Annotated in this window: 22 protein-coding genes and 1 tRNA gene; 7 read left to right on the plus strand and 16 right to left on the minus strand. The window is 62.0% G+C overall.

Translation table 11 applies throughout. The annotated features are described in order from the left end of the window. Window positions 1-11: 11 nt before the first annotated feature. Both VGH41_RS04920 and VGH41_RS04925 read left to right on the plus strand, forming a co-directional pair. Complete coding sequence (locus VGH41_RS04920; protein WP_331596223.1) at window positions 12-839, plus strand: ferritin-like domain-containing protein; 828 nt, start codon at window positions 12-14, stop codon at window positions 837-839. Window positions 840-997: 158 nt separating this feature from the next. Next, complete coding sequence (locus VGH41_RS04925) at window positions 998-1528, plus strand: hypothetical protein (protein WP_331596224.1); 531 nt, start codon at window positions 998-1000, stop codon at window positions 1526-1528. A 4-nt stretch (window positions 1529-1532) separates the two neighbouring features. On the opposite strand, the gene VGH41_RS04930 is transcribed toward VGH41_RS04925, so the two are convergent. The 4 genes from VGH41_RS04930 to VGH41_RS04945 form a co-directional block, all read right to left on the minus strand. Next, on the minus strand, window positions 1533-3113 hold the full coding sequence (locus VGH41_RS04930) for a DEAD/DEAH box helicase (RefSeq protein WP_331596225.1): 1581 nt from the start codon (window positions 3111-3113) through the stop codon (window positions 1533-1535). A 180-nt stretch (window positions 3114-3293) separates the two neighbouring features. Further along, entirely contained in the window at window positions 3294-3914 is a 621-nt protein-coding gene (gene trhA, locus VGH41_RS04935) for a PAQR family membrane homeostasis protein TrhA (RefSeq protein WP_331596226.1), read from the minus strand. 139 nt (window positions 3915-4053) lie between these two features. After that, window positions 4054-5352 (minus strand): cytochrome c, encoded by a 1299-nt coding sequence (locus VGH41_RS04940; protein ID WP_331596227.1) that lies wholly within the window; start codon window positions 5350-5352, stop codon window positions 4054-4056. A gap of 20 nt (window positions 5353-5372) precedes the next feature. After that, the gene (locus tag VGH41_RS04945; RefSeq protein WP_331596228.1) at window positions 5373-6104 is read right to left on the minus strand and encodes a c-type cytochrome; all 732 of its coding nucleotides are present in this window, start codon (window positions 6102-6104) and stop codon (window positions 5373-5375) included. A gap of 511 nt (window positions 6105-6615) precedes the next feature. Here VGH41_RS04945 and VGH41_RS04950 point away from each other — a divergent pair. Then, entirely contained in the window at window positions 6616-7545 is a 930-nt protein-coding gene (locus VGH41_RS04950) for a CopD family protein (protein ID WP_331596229.1), read from the plus strand. A 150-nt stretch (window positions 7546-7695) separates the two neighbouring features. Here VGH41_RS04950 and VGH41_RS04955 read toward each other — a convergent pair whose 3' ends face one another. From VGH41_RS04955 to dgoD, 4 genes are all read right to left on the minus strand, one after another. Next, window positions 7696-7917 carry a YodC family protein gene (locus VGH41_RS04955; protein WP_331596246.1) on the minus strand — a complete coding sequence of 74 codons (222 nt, stop codon included), beginning with the start codon at window positions 7915-7917 and terminating at the stop codon, window positions 7696-7698. A 45-nt stretch (window positions 7918-7962) separates the two neighbouring features. Then, complete coding sequence (locus VGH41_RS04960; RefSeq protein WP_331596230.1) at window positions 7963-8265, minus strand: hypothetical protein; 303 nt, start codon at window positions 8263-8265, stop codon at window positions 7963-7965. A 233-nt stretch (window positions 8266-8498) separates the two neighbouring features. After that, the gene (locus VGH41_RS04965; RefSeq protein ID WP_331596247.1) at window positions 8499-9731 is read right to left on the minus strand and encodes an MFS transporter; all 1233 of its coding nucleotides are present in this window, start codon (window positions 9729-9731) and stop codon (window positions 8499-8501) included. A 157-nt stretch (window positions 9732-9888) separates the two neighbouring features. Then, a complete protein-coding gene (gene dgoD / locus VGH41_RS04970) occupies window positions 9889-11037 on the minus strand; it encodes a galactonate dehydratase (protein ID WP_331596231.1) in 1149 nt (382 codons plus the stop codon). 256 nt (window positions 11038-11293) lie between these two features. Between dgoD and VGH41_RS04975 the strand changes: the two genes are divergently transcribed. Further along, window positions 11294-11971 (plus strand): FadR/GntR family transcriptional regulator, encoded by a 678-nt coding sequence (locus VGH41_RS04975; protein ID WP_331596248.1) that lies wholly within the window; start codon window positions 11294-11296, stop codon window positions 11969-11971. 78 nt (window positions 11972-12049) lie between these two features. Here the strand turns inward: VGH41_RS04975 and VGH41_RS04980 are convergent, their stop codons facing one another. From VGH41_RS04980 to VGH41_RS04990, 3 genes are all read right to left on the minus strand, one after another. Beyond that, window positions 12050-12487: a response regulator gene (locus tag VGH41_RS04980; protein ID WP_331596232.1), complete on the minus strand. Its 438-nt coding sequence runs from the start codon at window positions 12485-12487 to the stop codon at window positions 12050-12052. A gap of 175 nt (window positions 12488-12662) precedes the next feature. Further along, window positions 12663-13046 carry a response regulator gene (locus tag VGH41_RS04985; RefSeq protein ID WP_331596233.1) on the minus strand — a complete coding sequence of 128 codons (384 nt, stop codon included), beginning with the start codon at window positions 13044-13046 and terminating at the stop codon, window positions 12663-12665. 37 nt (window positions 13047-13083) lie between these two features. Then, window positions 13084-13458, minus strand: a complete 375-nt coding sequence (locus VGH41_RS04990; protein WP_414696605.1) for a response regulator — start codon at window positions 13456-13458, stop codon at window positions 13084-13086. Window positions 13459-13911: 453 nt separating this feature from the next. Here VGH41_RS04990 and VGH41_RS04995 point away from each other — a divergent pair, with 453 nt between their 5' ends. Together VGH41_RS04995 and VGH41_RS05000 are read left to right on the plus strand one after the other, a co-directional pair. After that, window positions 13912-15090 carry an HsdM family class I SAM-dependent methyltransferase gene (locus tag VGH41_RS04995; RefSeq protein ID WP_331596235.1) on the plus strand — a complete coding sequence of 393 codons (1179 nt, stop codon included), beginning with the start codon at window positions 13912-13914 and terminating at the stop codon, window positions 15088-15090. Next, window positions 15087-15734 carry a hypothetical protein gene (locus VGH41_RS05000; protein WP_331596236.1) on the plus strand — a complete coding sequence of 216 codons (648 nt, stop codon included), beginning with the start codon at window positions 15087-15089 and terminating at the stop codon, window positions 15732-15734. Before VGH41_RS04995 ends, VGH41_RS05000 begins: the two co-directional genes overlap by 4 nt. On the opposite strand, the gene VGH41_RS05005 is transcribed toward VGH41_RS05000, so the two are convergent. The 5 genes from VGH41_RS05005 to VGH41_RS05025 all read right to left on the minus strand — a co-directional run bounded on the left by VGH41_RS05005 (window position 15673) and on the right by VGH41_RS05025 (window position 21056). Continuing rightward, window positions 15673-16548, minus strand: a complete 876-nt coding sequence (locus VGH41_RS05005; RefSeq protein ID WP_331596237.1) for a hypothetical protein — start codon at window positions 16546-16548, stop codon at window positions 15673-15675. The genes VGH41_RS05000 and VGH41_RS05005 overlap by 62 nt on opposite strands. 98 nt (window positions 16549-16646) lie before the next feature. Continuing rightward, window positions 16647-16723, minus strand: a tRNA-Met gene (locus VGH41_RS05010). Between the two features lie 120 nt (window positions 16724-16843). Next, window positions 16844-18502, minus strand: coding sequence for an MFS transporter (locus VGH41_RS05015; protein ID WP_331596238.1), 1659 nt, complete (start codon window positions 18500-18502; stop codon window positions 16844-16846). Between the two features lie 229 nt (window positions 18503-18731). Beyond that, window positions 18732-20273, minus strand: a complete 1542-nt coding sequence (locus VGH41_RS05020; protein ID WP_331596239.1) for a sensor histidine kinase — start codon at window positions 20271-20273, stop codon at window positions 18732-18734. 9 nt (window positions 20274-20282) lie between these two features. After that, window positions 20283-21056: a response regulator transcription factor gene (locus tag VGH41_RS05025; RefSeq protein WP_331596240.1), complete on the minus strand. Its 774-nt coding sequence runs from the start codon at window positions 21054-21056 to the stop codon at window positions 20283-20285. Between the two features lie 231 nt (window positions 21057-21287). Here VGH41_RS05025 and recA point away from each other — a divergent pair, with 231 nt between their 5' ends. Further along, window positions 21288-22364 (plus strand): recombinase RecA, encoded by a 1077-nt coding sequence (gene recA / locus VGH41_RS05030; protein ID WP_331596241.1) that lies wholly within the window; start codon window positions 21288-21290, stop codon window positions 22362-22364.

The following is a 22364-nucleotide window of genomic DNA, read 5'->3' on the forward strand; positions in this document are numbered from 1 at the left end:
GCAAGAAAACAATGCACACTGAGCGTAACCATGTGATGCCCTGGCGGATTGAGGACATCGACCTCAGCCGGATTGACCGGCAGCGGGCCGTGGCAAACGAAGATCTGCTGCTTCTGCTGTGCGCCGCTTCATTTATCGAAAGCGGTACGGATCTCTACACCAGCAATCTCAGCACCTTTTTCAACGGCGACCCTGAAGTGTCGGCGTGGCTCAACAACGAATGGGAACCGGAAGAGATGCAGCACGGCCGGGCCCTGAAGACATACATCGCTCATGTATGGCCGGAATTCGACTGGGATACGGCCTTTGCCAGCTTCTTCGAGGAGTACTCGAAAACCTGTTCGGTCGAAGACTTCGAGAAGACGCGCGCGCTTGAAATGGTTGCACGCTGTGTGGTGGAAACCGGTACGGCCACGTTGTATCGCGCAATAGGCGAGTGTTCGGATGAGCCGGTGCTCAGAGAGATCACGGACAACATTCGCACCGACGAAGTGCGTCACTACAAGCACTTTTTCAAATACTTCAAGAAGTACAACAAGATCGAAGGCAACGGTCGGCTTGCTGTGCTTGGCGCGCTCATGCGCCGCGTGCTGGAGATCAAGAACGAAGACTCCGAGATCGCACTGCGCCATGTGTTCGCAATTCGCTATCCGGAGCGTGTGCATGATTCGGCTTATAACCGGGAGCGCGCGGCTCGCATCAATGCACTCGTGCGCCACAACCTGTCCGCCGACATGTGCGTGAAGATGCTGCTCAAGCCGCTCGACCTGCCGGCACGTATCCAGCCAGGCGTGCATTACCCGCTCGCGAAAATTACGCAGCACGTGTTTTTCCGCTGAGACGGGCAGCTGATTACAGTTGGCCGTGAGCTGCGCGGCGGCCTTCGGGCTTTCTGACGTGGCGGCGGTTTCACGCACGAATGGCCCGCTCTGGCGGGCCATTTGCGTTCTGAGGACCGCGTAGTTCGATGCACGACAATTTGATAAGGAGTCACGCGATGACCGATTCTGCATCCGTGCGTCCCCTCGAACACGAGGTGTTCGATGAATGGCCGGCCGCGCCGCGTGCGTTATTCGATGGCTCGGCGCTAGCCAGCAAGAACGGCTTCACCGCTTCACTGCTGACGCTCGACGCCAGCGGCCACGTGCGTACGTCGTTACTGGGTGTGGGCGAGCTGTATGCGCCCGACTCACGCACACTGGGTCTCGCGCTATGGCCGAAATCGCGAGCGGCAGGCGTGCTCGCCGGCAGCGGTCGTGCGGCGCTGACGTTTGTTTGCGAGGACACGTTCTATCAGGTGCAGTTGCACTTCGAACCGTTAGCGAGCGTGCCCGGTGACGACAGCGGGCTGGCCTGCTTCATGGGTTCGATCGACACAGGCGAAACGCAGCGCGTGCCTTATGCGCGCCTGACCGGCGGCATCAAGTTTGAACTGACGGAGGGAGGGGAAGCGGTGCTCGAACGGTGGGAACGGCAGATCGAGCACCTGAAGCAGGCCGCTGCAGCGGCCCGGCGCACCAAGGTATGAAAACTTAACGGCCGCGCTGGCCGCCGTTACGCGGTGGCTGCGAACTACGCGGTGCATCGCCACGCGGCTTGGCGCCGCTGAGCAACGCGCCCGGATTGCCGCCACCGCCTTGCGGCTTGCGCGGCGCATGCGATGCACCGTTGCCGTCGTGGCTTGCCGCCCGCGGCTTGTCATGGTGACGCGTGGTCTCATGACGCGGATTGTCCTTGCGCACTTGCGGCGGTTGCGAAGGCGCACCGGCGGGCTTGGCGCCTTGCGGCTTGGCCTGGGCCCTCGGTTGCTGACCGTTCGCCGGACGCTGGCCCGAACGGGGTGCCGGCTTGGCCGATGCACCATCCCGCTTCGGCGCTCCTGCGCCTTGACCTTGACGTGGTTGACGACCGCCGCCGCCACCGCCGCCACCCTGGCCGCGACGCAGGATCGGCTCCGGCTTGGCGTTCGGATCCGGCTCGAAACCGGCGATCACTTCCTGCGGCACCGCGCGCTTGATCAGCTTCTCGATGTCCTTCAGCAACTGCAGCTCGTCGACGCACACCAGCGACACGGCTTCGCCGCTCGCGCCCGCGCGACCCGTCCGGCCGATTCGGTGCACATAGTCTTCCGGGACATTGGGCAGATCGTAGTTGACCACGTGCGGCAGCTGGTCGATGTCGATACCGCGCGCAGCGATGTCGGTGGCGACCAGCACCTGCAGCGTATTGCTCTTGAACTCGGCCAGCGCGCGGGTACGCGCCGACTGGCTCTTGTTGCCGTGGATGGCCAGCGCGCTGATGCCGTCCTTGGTCAATTGCTCGGCAAGGCGGTTCGCGCCGTGCTTGGTACGCGTGAACACCAGCACCTGGAACCAGTTGTGTTCCTTGATCAGATGCGTGAGCAGCTCGCGCTTCTTGTCGCGGTCCACCGGGTGGATCTTCTGCGCCACCAGCTCCGCCGTGGTATTGCGGCGTGCCACTTCGATCAGCGCCGGCGCGTCGAGCAGGTTGTCGGCGAGTGCCTTGATTTCGTCGGAGAAGGTCGCGGAGAACAGCAGGTTCTGGCGCTTGGGCGGCAGCTTGGCCAGCACACGCTTGATGTCGTGGATGAAGCCCATGTCGAGCATCCGGTCGGCTTCGTCGAGCACGAGGATCTCGAGATGCGACAAGTCGATGGTCTTCTGCTGCATGTGATCGAGCAGACGCCCAGGCGTTGCCACGACGATATCGACACCGCGTCTCAACGCATCGATTTGCGGATTGATGCCGACGCCACCGAACATCACCGTCGACTTGAGCTTCAGGTACTTGCCATACGCCCGTACGCTTTCCTCGACCTGGGCCGCGAGCTCGCGGGTCGGCGTCAGGATCAGCGCACGCACCGCGCGCTTGCCCGAGGCCGTCGCAACCGGCGGCATGGTGTTCAGGCGTTGCAGGATGGGCAGCGTGAAGCCGGCGGTCTTGCCGGTGCCGGTCTGCGCGCCGGCGAGCAGGTCGCCGCCGTTGAGCACGGCGGGAATGGCCTGCAACTGGATAGGAGTAGGGGAGGTGTAGCCCAGTTCGTGAACAGCACGGACCAGCGGTTCGGACAAGCCGAGGGAATCAAAAGACATAAAAACTCTTTGCAAAGCAGTATCGCGAAACGGCAAACGCGCAGCCAGCAGGCGCGCTTCGAGGTCAAGCCCCGGATCCGGTCGCAGGGAAATCGGCGGCACACGCCAGCGTGTGCCGAATGCTTCAACGCGCTATCAAGACACGTTGACTGGCCTTAAGTTGCACTCGCCGTCGTGGTGTCATGCGACATAGCGCACAACACTGACGAATTGACACAGACTGCCCGCCAGTACGAACAGGTGCCAGATACCATGTCCGTGCCGGATGCGCTCGTCGTTGATGAAGAAGTAGATGCCGACGCTGTAGATGATTCCGCCGGCCACGAGCCAGGCGGTCCCCGCGGCCGGTAAAGCAGCGACCAGAGGGCGGACGGCTACGAGCGCAAGCCATCCCATCAAGACATACAGCACCATCGAAACGCTGCGGGTGCGTCGCCCGAGCGTCAATTCCTGCACGATGCCGAGGACGGCAAGCCCCCAGCTTACCCCGAATAACGACCAGCCCCACGGTCCGCGCAAGGTCACCAGCGTGAACGGTGTGTAGCTGCCGGCGATCAGCAGGTAGATCGCCGAATGGTCGCATTTCTGCAGGACTGCTTTCACGCGCGGATTACGCACGCTGTGATAAAGCGTGGAGATAGCATACAGCACGATCAGCATTGCGCCATAAACACTGAAGCTGACGACCTTGTACGCGTCGCCGTCCAGCGCGCCCATCGTGACGAGCGCGGCCAGCCCCGCCACCGACAGCAGCGCGCCGACGAGGTGGGTAATGCTGTTAAAACGCTCACCAACATGCACGACTTCTTCTCCAGCCTGACTCCCAACACGCCATTGTGGCATGCGAGCGCCCCGTAACGGTTCAAAAGCGGTCCAAAAAAAACGAAGGGCGCGGCCTGCGGTTTCCCGCAGGCCGCGCCCTCCTTGTCTCTTGCGCTGCCTAGTCGAGCGGCGCGGAACGCAGATCGGCTACTTGTTGCGGCGACACCGCCGTACCGTGGTTGCCCCAGGACATACGGATATACGTGACGACCGCGGCGACTTCCTGGTTCGACAGCGACTGCGCGAACGGCGGCATGCCGTACGGCTTCGGATTGCCGAAGGTGCTCGGCGGGTACCCGCCGTTCAATACCATGCGAATCGGGTTCACAGCCGACGGCATCTGGATCGACTGGTTGTTCGCGAGCGGCGGGAAGTTCGGCGGTTGACCGAGACCGTTCGCTTCGTGGCACTTCGCACAGTTGTCAGTGTAAATCTTCTGACCTTGCTTCAGCAGTTCGCCGCCGAACTGCTCCGACGTCTCCAGCTGCAGGTTTTCCGGCGCTTCGCTCTTTTGCGGAATGGTCTTCAGGTATGTGGCCATGGCCTGAATGTCGTCATCCGACATGTACTGCATGCTGTTGTGGACCACTTCGGCCATCGGGCCGAACACGGCGCCCCGTTGCGACACACCGTTCTTCAGCAGGTTCGAGATGTCCTTGATGTCCCAGTCGCCCAGACCGGCTTCCTTGTTCGAGGTGAGCGAAGGGGCGTACCAGTTCTGCAACGGAATCAGGCCGCCCGCAAAGGCTGCCGAGTTGACCGGGCCGCCCATGGCGTTGATCGACGTATGGCACATGCCACAGTGGCCGAGGCCTTCGATCAGATACGCACCACGGTTCCATTCTACCGACTTGGTCGGATCCGGTTTGTATTCGCCCTCACGGAAGAACAGCGTGCGCCAGCCGATCAGCAGATTGCGATTGTTGAACGGGAATTTCAGCTCGTGCGGCCGGCTCGGCACGTTGACCGGCGTGACCGAACGCAGGTACGCGTAGATCGCGTCCGCATCGGCGCGCGTGACCTTCGTGTAGCTGGTGAACGGGAAGCCCGGATACAGCAGGCTGCCGTCCTTCGAACGGCCCGTGTGCATGGCGCGGTAGAAGTCGTCCTGGGTCCACTTGCCGATACCGTACTGGTCGTCAGGCGTGATGTTCGGCGTGAACATCGTGCCGAACGGCGTGGCCATGGGCAGGCCGCCGGCGAATTCCTTGCCGCCGCGCACCGTGTGACACGCGATACAGTCGCCGGCGCGCGCGAGGTATTCGCCTTTCTTGATCAGATCAGCCTGATCGGCGGGCGTGGCCGCCATGGCGCTGCCGTTGTGCAGGTTGTCGCCGCCCGACCACAGGACGGGAACAAGGGCAGCGGCCGCAACCACGACGACTGCCGACAGGGCGAACAATGACTTGCGTTTCATGTGAGTGTCTCTCCCGGTGCCTATTGCGGTTCGCTGCCGCAGGCAAGCGGAGTCTTCATCGAGCGGGCCGGAGCCGGCACGGGGTTTTGCGGAGCCGGCTGCGTCGACAACCAGGCAGCGACAGCGTTCACGTCATCATCGGTCAGGCGGGTGGCGATCGTGTGCATGCAGTCAGGGGCGATGGCATGTCGCGAGCCCGACCGCCACGCGCCGAGCTGCGCGCTGATGTAGTCGGAATGCAGGCCGACGAGACCCGGGATAGCCGGTTCCATGCCGGTCAACGCCTTGCCGTGACAGGCCGCGCATGCCGGGACCTGCTTCGAGGCGTCGCCGTTCAGCACGATCTGCTGGCCGCGGGCAAGCGTCTCATTAGAGACCGTGGGCCTGGCGGGAGGCGGATAGGGCGGGCGCTGCTGGGAGAAGTACGTCGCGATCTGATGAAGGTAGTCGTCCGAGAGATACGTGACGAGGTAGTTCATGGGCGGGTACTTGCGGCGCCCTTCGCGGAAATTCTTGAGCTGGTTGTACAGGTAGTCGGCTGGCTTGCCCGCGAGACGGGGGAAGTAGTCGTTGTCCGTCCCCTGGCCGTGCGTGCCGTGGCAGGCCGTACAGCCCTGCACGCGAGCTTCCATGGTGTCGGGCGCCTGAGGTTGAGTCTGCGCTTTCGCAGCGCTATACACGCCAGCAGCTCCGATTAGCAGAAGGGCTAGCAGCGGGCGGAAAATGCGTCTTGAAGACACGCGTAACTCCATCAAAATCGGGGACCCGACCGAACTTCGAACGGCTCGGCTTGAGGGCAGCTGGCGCTGCGGCGACGCAGCATTCTAACATCTGTAATTGTAAGTGACTATTTGCCGCAGCCGCCCTGATTCCTCTCGTAAACGCCGATGGGACAGTTTGGCATAGTGTGTAATGACTCTGCCCAACATGTCTTTGCAATCAATGACATCCTGCTTTCATCGAGCGCCCCTGGCCGTGAATGGACAACTCCGTTGAACCCATACGCGAGCAAACCATCGAAGCGTACACTCCCGGGGCGCCGGTGTCTCGCTGAGCCGCTCGCGGGTCCTTCTCGCTGTCTCTTTCAACACACAATCAATCCACTCCGCCTTTCATGAAGCTAAACGATTTTTGCCCTTCCGCTCCACGTGTCGACCAGCCTGATTCAATCTCGACGCAACGGGCTGCCGTGCCCGCCGCCCACCGTGCGTCCGGCCAGAGCGCAGGTGGCGTCCAGGGCACTTACGCGGCGTGCATCGTCAAATGAGACTCGACGGATTGTGGATCGGGCAGGTCGCAATGGCCGCGCTCATGAATGTCGCGTTTGCGTTCGCAGTCGGTTCGGCGCTGCTCGGCGCGTGGCTCGCCAAAGACGCCCAGGCCAAGGTGTCGCCGGCGCGTCCTGCATGGTTGCGCGCGCAACGCTCCATGTTGACCGCCACGGTCGTGCTGGTGCTGGCGGATTTGGGCTGGCTGCTGTATCAGGCCGCGTCGATGAGCGGCGTGGCGCTGCCGCAGGCCTTCGCCGTGATCCCGACGGCGCTCGGACAAATCCATGTGGGATATGCATGGGCGGTGGCCTTCATCGGCGCCCTGGTGCTGCTGCTGACGGCGATGTCCAGCCATGCCGGCACGGTACGCAATGCGCTCTTGTGGCTGGCGGTGATTGCGATTGCCGGCGGCAAGGCGTCGCTCGGCCATGCCGCCGACGCCGGCATGGCCTCGGCGGCGATCGGCGTGCATACCTTGCATGTGCTGGCCACCACCGTGTGGGGCGGCCTCGTCGTAGCGGCGGGTCTCGCTGTGCTGCCGGCGCTGGGCACGTCGACGGCGCGCGGCATGCTGATTCGCACTGCGATGCAGGTGTCCAACGTATCGCTGGTCGCGGTGGCGGTGGTGCTCGTGACGGGCATCATCGACGCGGTACGGGGAACCGGCGGCACCTTCGAGGCCATCGAAGTGAGCACCTGGGGTCATGTGCTGATCCTGAAGCTTGCGCTGGTCGCCATGGCGCTGGTGATCGGCGGCCTCAACCGTTTCTCCGCGCTGCCGCGCTTGCGTCGCACGGCATCCACCATGGACGCCTATACGTTCACCAATCTGCTGTACCTCGAAGCGCTGGCGATGCTCGGCGTCTTCGTCGCGGCCGCCGCGTTGTCGCACAGCATGCCGGCCTTTGCGCTGCCGGGCTAAGCGTTCTTCGGGCTGACGCGCCGGCGCGCGGCCTGTCCCGGCACGACGCCAGCAGCCCCGAGCAGACGCAAAAAGGCGCCGCACGGATGTCCTGTGCGGCGCGAACACACACGGTTGCCCGGCGGGAGCCGGTTGCCCCGTTACTGCCCGTTAAGCGGCGAGTGCTCTGGGCACTCGTTCCAGCATGTTTTCGGGGAACATCTCCTGGCGCAGTTCACCGTCCTTGTCGAACCACTGGCAGATCAACCAGGTCCCGGGGGCAAACACCACCGGCCCAGCCCACGTCACCGTCATGGGGCGGCCTCCGGATTTGAGCGTCAGCACGTCGCCATCGCGGTAGGTCGTTTTGCTTGCCATCAACATGGCCTTCATCCGGTCGATCTGTTTCATTCGTGTAGCCAGTCCAATCAGCGAGCGTTATTCGAAGCCGAGCTTGTGACCGACAATCGGCGCGCAGAACAAGGCGATGGCGCAGCCGCTCACCTTGCCTTCGAGTTCCGCCGCCGCGGCGTGCGAGCCATAGAGCGCGGTCAGCAGATCGAACAGCTGCGGGGTGCAATAGAGCACGGCGGCGGCGAGGAAACATTTCTCCACCGTCGAGATGCGCCAGCCGCGCTGGAACGCCATTGCCGCGCCGATCAGGCGCAGTACGCCGAACACCACGAGCGCGCCCACACACGCCTGTTCGCGGATCAGATAGTCAGGAAGGAATTCGCCCATGATTGCCTCACGCCTTGTCGTTTCATTGCTGTAGAGCAAGGAGCGGGCCAAGCGGCAAAGGCGGGCTGGTAGACAGGCCGGAAAGCCTTGCCGAACAAGGCTTTCCGGAGATCCGCCGGGGGCGGTCAAACGGCCGGAGACGGCGTTTTCGAGCCGATTCGGTCCGGGATGTTACGTAACCGAAACGTCGCTAGCGTCACGGGCCGTAACGCCGCTTCAAAAATGCGACGCGCTCAGCGGATCCGTTCGATCCGGCCGACCAGAAACAGATACGACAATGCGCCAACCACGCCCACCGCGCTCATGAATACGAGCGCCGGCGCGAAGTTATCGCCTTTGACGACCAGGCCGATCACGATCGGCACGCAGATCGACGACAGGTTGCCCATCAGGTTGAACATGCCGCCGGTGAGGCCGAGCAGTTCCTTCTTCGCCATCGATGAAACCAGCACCCAGGTGATCGACGAAAAGCCGCTGCCGAAGAACGCGATGGCCATGAACAGGATCACCATCGCAGGACTGTCGACGAAATTCGCACCGACGATGGCCGTGGACAGCAACAGGCCGGTGACGATCGGCACCTTGCGCGCGACCGTGGCCGACACGCCGCGCCGGATCATTGCATCGGACAGCAGACCGGAGGCGAGAATGCCGACGAACGCCGCGAGGAACGGCACGGCGGCCATGAACCCGACCTTCAGGAAATCCATGTGGCGATACTTGACGAGGTAGGTCGGAAACCACGTCAGGAAGAACCACAGCGTGGAGGTCACCGCAATCTGGCCGATGTACACGCCCCACAGCTTGCGGTTGCCCAGCACTGCACGCCAGTCCGCAGCGCTGTAACGGGCGCGTTGCGCGCGGCCGCTGCTGAGTTCCACGAGGCCGCCGCCGCTGCGGATCGCCTCCAGTTCTGCCTGGTTGATGCCAGGCGCTTCCGACGGCTCGCGATACAGCGCATACCAGATGCAGGCCCACACGATGCCGATGCCGCCCGTCAGCACGAACACCCCTTGCCATCCGAAGCGCGCCTGGGTGAGCACGAGCGCGGGCGTCAGAAACGCGAGACCCACGTATTGGCCCGAGGTGTAGATGGCGATCGCGCGCGCCCGTTCGCTGTCCGGAAACCAGGCGGTGACGATGCGGTTGAGCGTCGGATAGGCCGGCGCTTCCAGAACGCCGAGCAGCACCCGTAGCGACAGCAGCACGGCGAAGGCGCCGGCAAAGCCCTGCACGATAGTGGCAAGCGACCATAGTCCGATGATCAGCGCCATCATCAGCCGCGGCCGTGCGCGGTCCACGAGCATGCCGCCGGGAATCTGCAGCAGTGCATACGACCAGCCGAACGCGGAGAACACCAGACCCATGTGCGCCGGATCGAGTTGCAGATCCGTTGCGATCGCGGTGGCCGCGATCGACAGATTGCTGCGATCCAGATAGGTAATGACGACTGTGATGAACAGCATCACCAGCAAACGGTGACGCTTGCCGGTGGCGCGTACGCCCTGAAGCGTGCCTGTCTCCACTCAATGCTCCTTCTTGTCTTGTTATTGCTGCTGCGACTGCCTGCACCCATGCGCCGGATACGAAAACGCCGCCCGCAGGCGGCGTTCGATCATGCGCTTACCACTCGGCGACGCTGCCGTCCGTGTGGCGCCACACCGGGTTGCGCCAGCGATGGCCGACCTTCGCCATTTCGCGCACCTTCTCTTCGTTCACTTCGATACCGAGGCCCGGACCTTGCGGAATCGACACGAAGCCGTCTTCGTATTTGAACACTTCGGGATTCTTGATGTAGTCGAGCAGATCGTTGCCCTGGTTGTAGTGAATGCCCAGGCTCTGCTCCTGGATGAACGCGTTGTAGCTGACCGCGTCGATCTGCAGACAGGTGGCAAGGGCAATCGGTCCGAGCGGGCAGTGCAGCGCGAGCGCCACGTCGTAGGCTTCGGCCATCGACGCGATCTTGCGGCATTCGGTGATGCCGCCTGCATGCGAGGCGTCCGGCTGGATGATGTCCACGTAGCCGCCCGACAGGATGTGCTTGAAGTCCCAGCGCGAATACAGGCGCTCGCCCAGCGCGATTGGCGTGTTGGTCTGATTGACGATATCGCGCAAGGCTTCGGCGTTTTCCGACAGCACCGGCTCTTCGATGAAGAGCAGCTTGTACGGATCGAGTTCCTTGGCGAGCACCTTCGCCATCGGCTTATGCACGCGGCCATGGAAGTCCACGCCAATGCCGATGTTCGGGCCCACGGCCTCGCGCACGGCGGCCACGTTGTTGATGACGCCTTGCACCTTGTCGAAGGTGTCGATGATCTGCAGCTCTTCCGAGCCGTTCATCTTCACTGCCTTGAAGCCGCGTTCGACCACGGCGCGCGCGTTGTTGGCGACATCGCTCGGGCGGTCGCCGCCAATCCACGAGTAGACCTTGATCCTGTCGCGCACCTGGCCGCCCAGCAGCGCATGCACCGGCACGCCATGATGCTTGCCCTTGATGTCCCACAGCGCCTGATCGACGCCGGCGATCGCGCTCATGGTGATCGGACCGCCGCGATAGAAGCCGGCGCGGTACATCACCTGCCAGTGGTCCTCGATCAGCAGCGGGTCTTTGCCGATCAGGTAGTCGGACAGTTCTTCGACGGCGGCGGCGACAGTGTGCGCGCGGCCTTCGACGACCGGCTCGCCCCAACCGACGATGCCTTCGTCCGTTTCGATCTTGAGGAAGCACCAGCGCGGCGGAACGATGAAGGTTTCGAGCTTGGTGATTTTCATGGCGCGTGTCTCCTTGTGCCTGAGGTGTGTCTGAGGTGTACCGGGTTGTGCGGGTCAGCCGGACTGCGGCTGTGAGCAGGATTCGAGGAGCAACATGCTACAACAAAATCGCCTTTAAATACTATTAATAGTACTATTTGGTGGGCGCACTGCCGTTGCCGGGAGTCTGGCGCGAGTGAGTGTTGACGCTGGGATCCCGGATAATCGCGGACGTTCCGACAATAATTAGCGCCGCAAGACGGTGAGGAGAATCTTTATTCAGCACGATCTGCATGGGCGCGTCGCTCATCTATTGGCAACCGCCATCCTGCGCGGCGACTACGCGCCCGAAACCATCCTGCCGCGCGAAGCCGAGTTGATGGAGACCTTCGGCGTCAGCCGCACGGTGTTGCGCGAGGCGCTGCGTACGTTGACGTCAAAAGGGCTGATCGAGTCGCGGCCGCGCGTGGGCACGCGTGTGCGTCCGCGAAACGCGTGGAATCTGCTCGATGCGGATGTGCTCGACTGGTACTCGCGGGTGGCCGAGCCTATGACCTTCGCCCTCAAGCTGCAGGAAATGCGCGAGATGATCGAGCCGTACGCGGCCGCGCTGGCGGCGTCCTCGTACATCGGGGCTACGTTTGCCGAACTCGACGCGGCGCATGCCGCAATGGTGGCCGCGCGCAATGTGGATGAGTGGGTGAGGGCCGATCTGCGCTTCCATCTGAGCGTGCTGACGGCGTGCAGCAACGAATTGCTGATCCCGCTGGGCACATTGATCGAGCGGACGCTCGAGGCGCAGTTGCGGCTGAATGCAAAACGGGCGGACGTGTTCAACGCGTCGTTGGCCGAACATACGGCCGTGTTCGAAGCGATTCGCGAGCGCGATGCCGCCGGCGCGCAGCAGGCCATGGCTGCGCTACTTGGAGTGACGCGGCGGCGCATCGAAGGGTAGGAGCGCGGAGCTCATCCGGTGTCGCGTGCGCCGGACGGCTCAGCAACAGGGTCAACGGCAACTGCAATGGCCGCCCGGCTAGTCGCACAGTTTCGCTGGCGTAGGCGCCCATCGGGAGGGCGCCGGCACGGGCGGATGGCTGGAGTGTCGCGAGCCCGAAAGCCGCTTCGCCAGCAATGAATCGATGGTCGATTCGAGTGTCTCGAGTTGCACGGGCTTGGCAAGAAAGACGTTCCAAAGCGTCGATTTTTCCTGCGGCGGCGTCTGACCCGACGACATCACCACCGGAATCTGCGCGAGCGCCGGGTAAAACTTCAGGTGTTCGCATAGCTCGACGCCATCCGTCCCCGGCATGTTCCAATCCGTCACGATCAGATCGGGCAGGCAGCGGCTCGCCTTTTCCAGGGCCGATTTGCCGTCTTCCGCGAGGATGACGTGGTAGCCACGCCCTTCCAGGGCCAGCTGGAACAGCCAGAGCGAATCCAGTTCGTCATCGACCAGCAGGATGGTGGACATAGTGCGAAACGTAAGAAACTCTTCACTTACATTTCGCAACGACCGTGCCACGCGAAAACGCTGTCGCGGGCGTGCTTGCGCGACGCTTGATTGCAAACCTGTTGCAATGTCGACTCATTGAACCGCATGTCCGGACTTGCCCGGCAGGGCCTCCGCCATCTTTGAGGGGCGGAGGCTAGGAGGCGTCGCGCTGAGCGCTGCCCGCAATGATGTCTGCGAGCTGCTCCGCCGAAACCGGCTTGGTTACATGAGCATCGAACCCCGCGTCCGCGGCTGCCTGACGGTCCGCGTCTTGCGCGAAACCGGTAAGAGCGACCAGTCTGGTGTGGGCCAGAGCCGCATTTTTACGCAGCCGTTGCGCGAGATCGATCCCGCTCATGCCGGGCATGCTGACGTCGATCAGCGCGAGATCGGGGATAAATGTCTCGACCGCCGCCAACGCGTCCGCGCCGCTATAGGCGGTGCGCACCTGATGACCGTCCATTTCGAGCAACATGGCGAGGGCATCGATTGCGTCGGCCTGATCGTCCACGAGGAGGATATGTTGTACGTGCGCCATGTGATGGAAAGTGCAGTGTCGTGTTGAGCGTGCCGAGTCAGCGCCAGAGCTTTTTCATCAGCGCCAGCAACGCGACCGGCGCCGTACCCTTGCGGCAATAGGCGTCGAAGTTGTGCCGGGCGCTGCCGGTCTCGCGGACGTGGTCGTCGTCGAGTGACGTGAAGGCGACGATGCCCAGATTCGGCGTGGGCAGGTAGCTGCGCAGTGCCTGCGCGGTTTCGAAGCCGTCGCGCTCGGGCATCATGATATCGAGCACGACCACATCCGGCACCCAATCCCGCACGCAGCGCAGCGCTTCGGTGCAGCCGCCGGCAGTGCGGGTTTCGACGCCTTCGAACGATAAATAGGTGGCGAGCGCTTCAGCGGCACTGAGGTTGTCGTCGACCACCAGAACCCGCGGTATCGCGTTCAACACGCGAACCTTGCGAGCACTCCAGGTTTGGCAAGTGGAGGGAAGACCGGACAATTGTCGACTGCCTGTAAGACGTTAGTCGTTACAGGCCAGCAATCGGTGTGCCACGCGGCGCCCGACGGCATGCAAAGTCAGGCTGCAGAAGGTCTGCAAGGCCGTCAATCAAGGCTCAACGGTCATGCGAGCTTTGGGGTGGGCCAGCGACAACTGTTCAAACGATTGGTTCGGCTACCGGTCAACTTTGCACAATGGCCCGACGGGCTCGCCATCCGCAACCGGCCCCAACTGTCCGGGTCACTTAAAGTCCGGGTTCAGAAGTGCAGTGGCGGCCGGCCGGCGAGCGCTGAATCACGCCTTTGTTTGCGGTGTTGACGTGGGTCAATCGACGTTGACCCACGTCAATTGATTGACGATAATTGCGCCAAACTTCCTCGAAGGAACAGAAGGAACAGTATGGCTAAACGGCATTTCGTAGGGGTCTCGCTGACATCGCAGATTCGTCGAGTCCAGGAGTTGTTGCTCGCGAGGACGGGGGCCGACGAATTTTACGAGACAATTCGGCTATTGGTTGCGAAGGCTTTTCATGAGCGCTCCCGGGCAACCGCCCCGTTGACTTTTGAGCGCGCCCATATCTTGTTGACGGAGAACTCGGCAGAGGTGATGCGCTTCGTCGAAGGTGTCCCGTCCTTTTCCGCGCCGCCGGACCTCGTCAACGAATGTTTGCGTGTTCTAGATCCGGTGAAGCTGAATGACATCAAGTTTGAAGCGTTAGATGCCGCCTTCGAGGAAATGACCTCGCGCCACTACAAATCCGACAAGGGGCAGTTCTTCACGCCACGCCATGTGATTGAGCTTTGTATCGATGTTCTGCGTCCAGGCAAGACCGATACGGTTTGCGATCCGGCGTGCGGCAGCGGAGCGTTCCTGAAAGCAGCCTACGACTACATCGGAGATTCGAGGGCGCGACGGCTCTACGGTTTCGAGATCTCGCCAAGGGCCTCGAAGATTGCGTCGCTCATGTCGTTCCTCGGTTGCGGCGATAGCCTGAAGATTCATACGGTGGATTCGCTGCGGGTCGCCGGCGGAACGCTGTTCGACGGACAGGCCGCGAGCATCGAGCATGCTTTAGCCGACGACAGGCTGGCCAAGGCAGGATTCGACGTGATCGCCACCAATCCTCCTTTTGCGGGGGACGTTAGTACATCTGAGTATGTATCGAACTACGAGGTCGCCAACCTCAGCAAGACTCGCGTGGAACGCGATGTTCTATTTATCGAGCGCTGCTACCAGCTATTGAAGCCTGGTGGGCGAATGGCAATCGTGCTGCCCGATAACAAGGTCTCTGCGTCAAAATTCGCCGGCTTGCGAGAATGGATGATCAGGAAATTCGAAGTGGTGGGTGTCGTCAGCCTTCATGGATATACCTTCCGCCCTTATACATCCCAGAAGGCTTCGATCGTGTTCGCGAGGAAGCGAACCGGCATGGAAGCCGGCAACGACCACATGGTGAATTTTTACCGTTCCGATAAGGCGGGAAAGACCTCGAGCGGAGAGATCGTGCTTGCGGACGGGAGCATCGACCACGACCTCGATGAAATCGCACAAGACTTTAAGCGGGAGTGGGTGCTGTGAACAAGATTCGTGTGAAAGCGCATGAGCTGGGGAGCGAGTACTGCCTGTCTCCGGAGATCTGGCTGTCGCAGTCCCGAGCTGAGTCGCTGACTGGCGGCACGCCGCTTACGGACCTGGTGGAAGTGACGCGGCTCGGTGTCACTCAGATCGGTGCAGGAAACCTGGTCCTCGATACCGGTCATGCGGAGCGAGGCCTTCTGTCTCTTCGCGGCGCCGGGACCGGCGATGAAAAACAACGCGTGAGTCATAAGAAGTACGTGCCGGAGGGGGCGGTAATCATCTCCCGGCTTCGCCCTTATCTTCGTCAGGTTGCTTACATCCCCCATGGCGTCAAGGCGCTTATCGGCGTGCAGGACATTTACTGCTCCACCGAGTTTTATGTCCTCACGCCGCGCAGCGACAGCGAAAGCATTGCGTTCATCGTGCCGTGGCTGCTCTCCGACCCGGTGCAGGAAATCTTTGAGCAGGCGACAACCGGCGGTCATCACCCACGCTTCGACGAAGGGCTCTTGATGCGCCTCGCAGTATCGCAAAGCTTCGTGGCCGACAGACGATCGCTAAACAAAAAGGTCACTGAGGCGGTTAGCGCCCATCTTCAGGCGCAAATAGATCTAGCGTCTGTGATTCGCCGCTACTCCGAATAGCGGCTTTTTTCGGCTTCGACCGCGGAGCCTTGGCGGTCGCAGCGCCGTGGCTCTTGAGGAAATCCTGGAGCGGCTTGTAGGGGATCCGGTTGAGTTTTCCGAAGTTGGTATCTTCGTTGAAGTCCTTGCCTTCGCTTCCCTTGAGACCGTAGGCGGCGATGTCGACTGGCTGTCCGCTCGCCAGCTTGCGCTTTCCTGCCTTGCTCAGCACAACCGGTGTCTGGTAGTCGCCAAACCAGCGTCCTCCGCGAGAGGTCAGGCGCTCATCCCGTGCCTGGATGCATTCATGTACAGGAAAAATGCCGACAGCGACGATAACCGGCGAAAGCATCGTTTCGTCGTCCCGGGTTGGCTGAAGCTGATACACGAGCAGCAACAGGGCGTCGCGCTCACGATCCACATTATTTACGGTGACTTGCCGGGTTAGCCTCGCCGACGGTTCGCGCCGGGTGGGCGGCTTCTTCAGCTTCACATTGGGGTTGTCTTTGAAGAGACCCTTGAGCTCCAGCCGGTAACCCGAAGTGTGGATGAAGTCAGGATAGCCTTCGCGGTCGCCTTGGACACCGGGACCTTTGGAGAGACCGACCTGAACCCTTTCTGCGATGGAAGGCAATAATGCATCCGTGAGCGTCCCGACGATCGTACCGATCTGCGACGGCTCGATGTGCGCGGCGATCTCGACAGGAATTCTAAGGTTGTGGACTTCCTGTCCGACCAATGGCGTGAGCTGCTGAAGCAGATAAGCCCGAGCATCAGGATGCTGAACCGATTGAAGCGGGTCTTGTTTGTGATTGACTGCTTCCGCCAGCTCCATTCGCGCGCCCCCGGCTTTATCTCTGGCGGCGTGGATACCTGGTTGACAGTGCGCCAGACAAAAAAAACGGCCCACATTGCTGTGAGCCGTTTCAAATATGGTGGCGAATCAGGGACTCGAACCCCGGACCTGCGGATTATGATTCCGTCGCTCTAACCAACTGAGCTAATTCGCCGAAAGAAGCGAGATTATGCGGACAGCGGTGGGGGCTGTCAACCCCCGCCGCCATACTTTTTCGAAGTTATCAGGCCGGCCGGACACGACCCCGGCCGCCCGTCCCCCGGGACGCGCCGCGTCAGTCCTGCGCGTAGATATCCGAGTCTTTGGTTTCCTTGACGAACAGCATGCCGATCACGAACGTGATGAGCGCGATCACAATCGGATACCAGAGCCCCGAATAGATATTGCCCTTCGCCGCCACGATCGCGAACGCCGTGGCCGGCAGGAAGCCGCCGAACCAGCCATTGCCGATGTGATACGGCAGCGACATCGACGTATAGCGGATCCGTGTCGGGAACATCTCCACCAGCATCGCCGCAATCGGCCCGTACACCATCGTCACGTAGATCACGAGAATCGTCAGGATCACCACGCTCATCGGCCAGTTGATCTGCGAAGGATCGGCTTTCGGCGGATAACCCGCTGCTTTCAGCGTCGAACCAAGCGTCTCGTCGAAGGCCTTGCCCTGCGCCTTGGCGTCTGCGGCCTTGCCGTCAAAGGTGTTGACGACGGTGTCGCCCACCTTGATCTGCGCTAGCGTGCCCGCCGGCGCCGCCACGTTGTCGTAGTTCAGGCCGGCCTTCGATAGCGCGCTCTTGGCGATATCGCATGAACTGGTGAACTTCGACGTACCGACCGGATTGAACTGGAACGAGCATTCGTCCGGATTGGCGATCACGACAATCGGCGACTTTTGCGTCGCGGCTTCGAGCGCCGGGTTGGTGAAGTGGGTCAGCGCCTTGAACAGCGGGAAATAGGTCAGCGCCGCGATCAGCAGACCCGCCATGATGATCGGCTTGCGGCCAATCCGGTCCGACAGCGAGCCGAAGAACAGGAAGAACGGCGTGCCGATCAGCAAGGCCAGCGCAATCAGGATGTTGGCCGTCGAACCTGACACCTTCAACGTCTGGGTCAGGAAAAACAGCGTGTAGAACTGGCCCGTGTACCACACCACGGCCTGGCCGGCCGTCAGGCCGATCAGCGCAAGAATCACGATCTTCAGATTCTTCCATTGGCCGAACGCTTCGGTCAGCGGCGCCTTGGACGTCTTGCCCTCAGCCTTGATGCGCGCGAACACCGGCGATTCGTGCAGTTGCAGCCGGATCCACACCGAGACGCCCAGCAGGATGATCGACGCAAGGAACGGCACGCGCCAGCCCCAGACGCCAAACGCGTCTTCGCCAATGAAGGTCCGCACGCCGAGAATCACGAGCAGCGACAGGAACAGGCCGAGCGTAGCCGTCGTCTGGATCCACGCGGTATAGAAGCCGCGGCGGCCCGCAGGCGCGTGTTCCGCGACATAGGTGGCTGCGCCGCCGTACTCGCCGCCCAGCGCCAGTCCCTGCAACAACCGCATGAGGATGAAGATCACCGGCGAGGCCATGCCCATGGCCGCGTAACCGGGCAGCAAGCCGACCAGAAACGTCGACAAACCCATGATCACAATGGTGATGAGAAAGGTGTACTTGCGTCCGACGAGGTCGCCGAGACGCCCGAACACGATCGCGCCGAACGGCCGCACCGCGAAGCCGGCGGCGAAGCTGAGCAGCGTGAAGATGAAAGCAGCAGTGGGATTGACGCCGGAGAAGAAGCTCTTGCTGATGAAGATTGCAAGTGAGCCGGCCAGATAGAAGTCGTACCACTCGAAAACCGTGCCTAGCGACGAAGCGAAGATTACCCGCTTCTCTTCGTGCGTCATCGGCACGTGCGAGATTTGCCCGCCAACGGTTGCCATATGTCGTCTCCAATATTTTGAACGTGCGTGCGGTTCGCCGGAAAGGCGTCCCGTGCTTCGGATTATTGGAGTGGAAACTTACGGCCTACTGACGTTGGACGGCAGAATCGAGGGAGCAGGGTAGGAAGCCGGATTGCTACTATTGATGGCTAATTGCGCGTATCGAGTGGGTAAATTACTCAAATAAGGTGTCATCACCCATTTTGAGGTCGCGCGTGTCGTGCGCCGGTTAGGGTAATTCCCGGGCAGCTTCGCGCGTGCGCAAGCTGACGCGCACCAGTGTCCCGGCTAGCCGCGGCGCGGTTTGATACACGTTGTCGTCAATCGCGAGCGTGCCGCCGTGCATGGTGGCGATCTCACGGACGATGGCAAGCCCGAGGCCACTCCCGTCCCCTTCGCGGCCGAGGATCCGGTAGAAGCGCTCGACCACCCGCGCCCGTTCCGCAACCGGAATGCCCATGCCGGTGTCTTCCACTTCCAGATGCACCTGATGCGTGGCCACGTCCGGCTTGACCCGTACGGTGATGCGGCCGCCGGCCGGCGTGTAGCGGATCGCGTTATCAATCAGATTGGACAGCATTTCGCGCAACATGACGGGGTTGCCGTCTATCTCGACGGCTTCGTCCGGTCCTTCGTAGCCAAGGTCCATCTGCTTGGCAAGCGCCGCCTGCACCCAGTCGCGCACGGCGCTGCGCGCGACTTCGGTGATTTCGACCGGCGCAAAAATCTGCCCGGACAAGCGGTTTTCCGCGCGCGCCAGGGCCAGCAGCTGCGTGACCAGCCGCGCCGCGTGCTCCGAACTCGTCGCGATCTGTTCGAGCGAGCGGTGCACCTCCTCGGACGCGTCCTGCCGCAGCGCCAGCTCCGCCTGAGTCCGCAGGCCGGCAAGCGGTGTTTTCATCTGATGCGCGGCATCGGCGATAAAGCGCTTTTGCAACTCCATGTTCTGTTCGAGGCGGGTTAGCAGGTCGTTGAACGACGTTACCAGCGGTTCGATCTCCGGCGGCGCGCGGCGGGCTTCGAGCGGCGACAGGTCATCCGGCCGCCGTGCGCGGATATGCGACTGCAGCGCGTGCAGCGGCGCGAGTCCGCGCGACAGGCCGAACCACACCAGCACGATCGCGAGCGGCAGGATCACGAACTGCGGCAGGATCACGCCTTTGATGATGTCGTTGGCAAGCTGGCTACGCTTGTCCAGCGTCTCGCCGACCTGCACCAGGACCGGCAGCGCACCCGGCGCATGCGGAAATTCGACGGTCGTATAGGCGACGCGGATATCGTTGCCGCGCAGCACGTCGTCACGAAATTCGACGACGCCCGGCGGCGGGCGGTCCTCCTCGTGCGGCAACGGCATGTCGCGGTCGCCGCCCACCAGTTCGCCGCGCGTGCCGAGCACCTGATAAAACACCTTGTCGACGTTGTCGCCGCTCAGAAAATCACGCGTCGCGTCGGGCAGCGAGAGTTCCGCGACGCCGTTGACCGGATGGATCTGCCGGGCCAGCACGTAGGCATCGGTTTCGAGCGCGCGGTCGAACGGCCCGTTGGCGATGGATTTGGCCACCAGATAAGTGACGGCAATGCTCATTGGCCACAACAGCAGCAAAGGCGCCAGCATCCAGTCGAGAATTTCGCCGAACAGCGAGCGCGGGCGGGCTTCGGCGGCGGCTTCGGTTTCGTCGGGCGGGGCGAACGGGTTCGCGTAGCGGGCGTCGCGCGCCTCGTCGTCGAGGTCCGCCGCCTGCGCCGGGGCGCGGTCTGCGCGTGCGGACATGGACAACCTCTATTTGAAGTAGTGGCTCGCGGGCATCGCGGCGGGTGTGGGCGAGGGCGGCTCTTGAGCCGTTGGGGGAGCAGATGCTGCGGACGCCGTCGTCGCAGTGGCCGCAGGGGCGGCCTTCTCCAGGCAGTAGCCTAGCCCGCGCACGGTGATGATCCGCACGCCGCTCGGCTCGATCTTCTTGCGCAGCCGATGCACGTAGACTTCGATCGCGTTATTGCTGACTTCTTCGCCCCATTCGCACAGGTGATCCACCAGTTGTTCTTTCGATACCAGCCGGCCAATGCGCTGCAGCAGCACTTCGAGCAGGCCCAGCTCGCGCGCCGACAGCTCGATCACCTGCTCATTGATATAGGCAATCCGTCCCACCTGATCGAACGACAGCGAGCCGTGCCGCACCACGGTCGGGCCGCCGCCCGCGCCGCGCCGGGTCAGCGCGCGCACCCGCGCTTCCAGTTCGTTGAGGGCGAAGGGCTTGGCCATGTAGTCGTCGGCACCGAGGTCGAGTCCCTTGACGCGTTCGTCGACGCTGTCCGCGGCGGTCAGAATCAGCACCGGCATGTTCGAATTGCGTGCCCGCAGACGGCGCAGCACCTCGAGCCCGGACATGCGCGGCAGGCCAAGGTCGAGAATCAGGAGATCAAAAGTTTGCATCGACAGCGCGGTGTCCGCTTCGACACCGCTCTTCACATGGTCGACGGCGTATGCCGATTGGCGGAGTGATCGGACCAGACCGTCCGCGAGTATGCTGTCATCTTCGGCAATGAGAATTCGCATGATGCGCCGCCTGCCCTTGCCGGCACCGTGGTAACGCCCGGCGCGCAGCGGTCTCCAGGAATATTGTGGGTAGTTTAAGGCGGTGCGGTTGCATGTAAATCAGGTTTACATGCGAATCGTGCTTGCCAAAACTACTGTTTTTTTATACAGTGTCTGCGTTTAGCGTGCTGTCCGTGATGAATGGGCTGCACATACGCCTCAGACGCCGTTCATCATAGCAAAGGACGATTCATGGAAGAAAGCAAGAAAGGCTCGGCTGGACTGACTGCTGAAAAGAGCAAGGCGCTTGCCGCCGCACTCGCGCAGATCGAAAAACAGTTCGGCAAAGGGTCGGTCATGCGGCTCGGCGCAGGTGAGGTAGTCGAAGATATCCAGGTGGTCTCTACGGGATCACTCGGCCTCGACATCGCATTGGGCGTCGGCGGTTTGCCGCGTGGCCGTGTGGTCGAAATCTACGGGCCGGAATCGTCGGGTAAAACCACGCTGACGCTGCAGGTCATCGCCGAAATGCAAAAGCTCGGCGGCACGGCAGCATTTATCGACGCGGAACACGCGCTGGATATTCAATACGCCGGCAAGCTCGGCGTGAACGTGAACGATCTGCTGGTTTCGCAGCCGGACACGGGTGAGCAGGCGCTCGAAATCGCCGACGCGCTCGTGCGCTCCGGCTCGATCGACATGATCGTGATCGACTCGGTCGCGGCACTCGTGCCGAAGGCTGAAATCGAAGGCGAAATGGGCGACTCGCTGCCGGGTCTGCAAGCACGTCTGATGTCGCAGGCGCTGCGTAAGCTCACAGGCACCATCAAGCGTACCAACTGCCTCGTCATCTTCATCAACCAGATCCGTATGAAGATTGGTGTGATGTTCGGCAACCCGGAAACCACCACGGGTGGTAACGCGCTGAAGTTCTACGCGTCGGTACGTCTGGATATTCGCCGTATCGGTTCGATCAAGAAGAACGACGAAGTGATCGGCAACGAAACGCGCGTGAAGGTCGTGAAGAACAAGGTGTCGCCGCCGTTCCGCGAAGCGATCTTCGACATCCTGTACGGCGAAGGCATTTCGCGCCAGGGTGAAGTGATCGACCTGGGCGTGCAGGCGAAGATCGTCGACAAGGCGGGTGCCTGGTACAGCTACAACGGCGAGCGAATCGGCCAGGGCAAGGACAATGCGCGTGAATTCCTGCGCGAAAATCCTGAAATCGCACGCGAAATCGAAAACCGCATTCGCGAATCGCTGGGTGTGAACGCCATGGCGGAAGTCGCCGTCGGCGCAGCCGCCGAAGTCGCGGACGAAGAAGAGTAA

The sequence above is a fragment of the Paraburkholderia sp. genome (assembly GCF_036488795.1).
Taxonomy (GTDB): domain Bacteria; phylum Pseudomonadota; class Gammaproteobacteria; order Burkholderiales; family Burkholderiaceae; genus Paraburkholderia.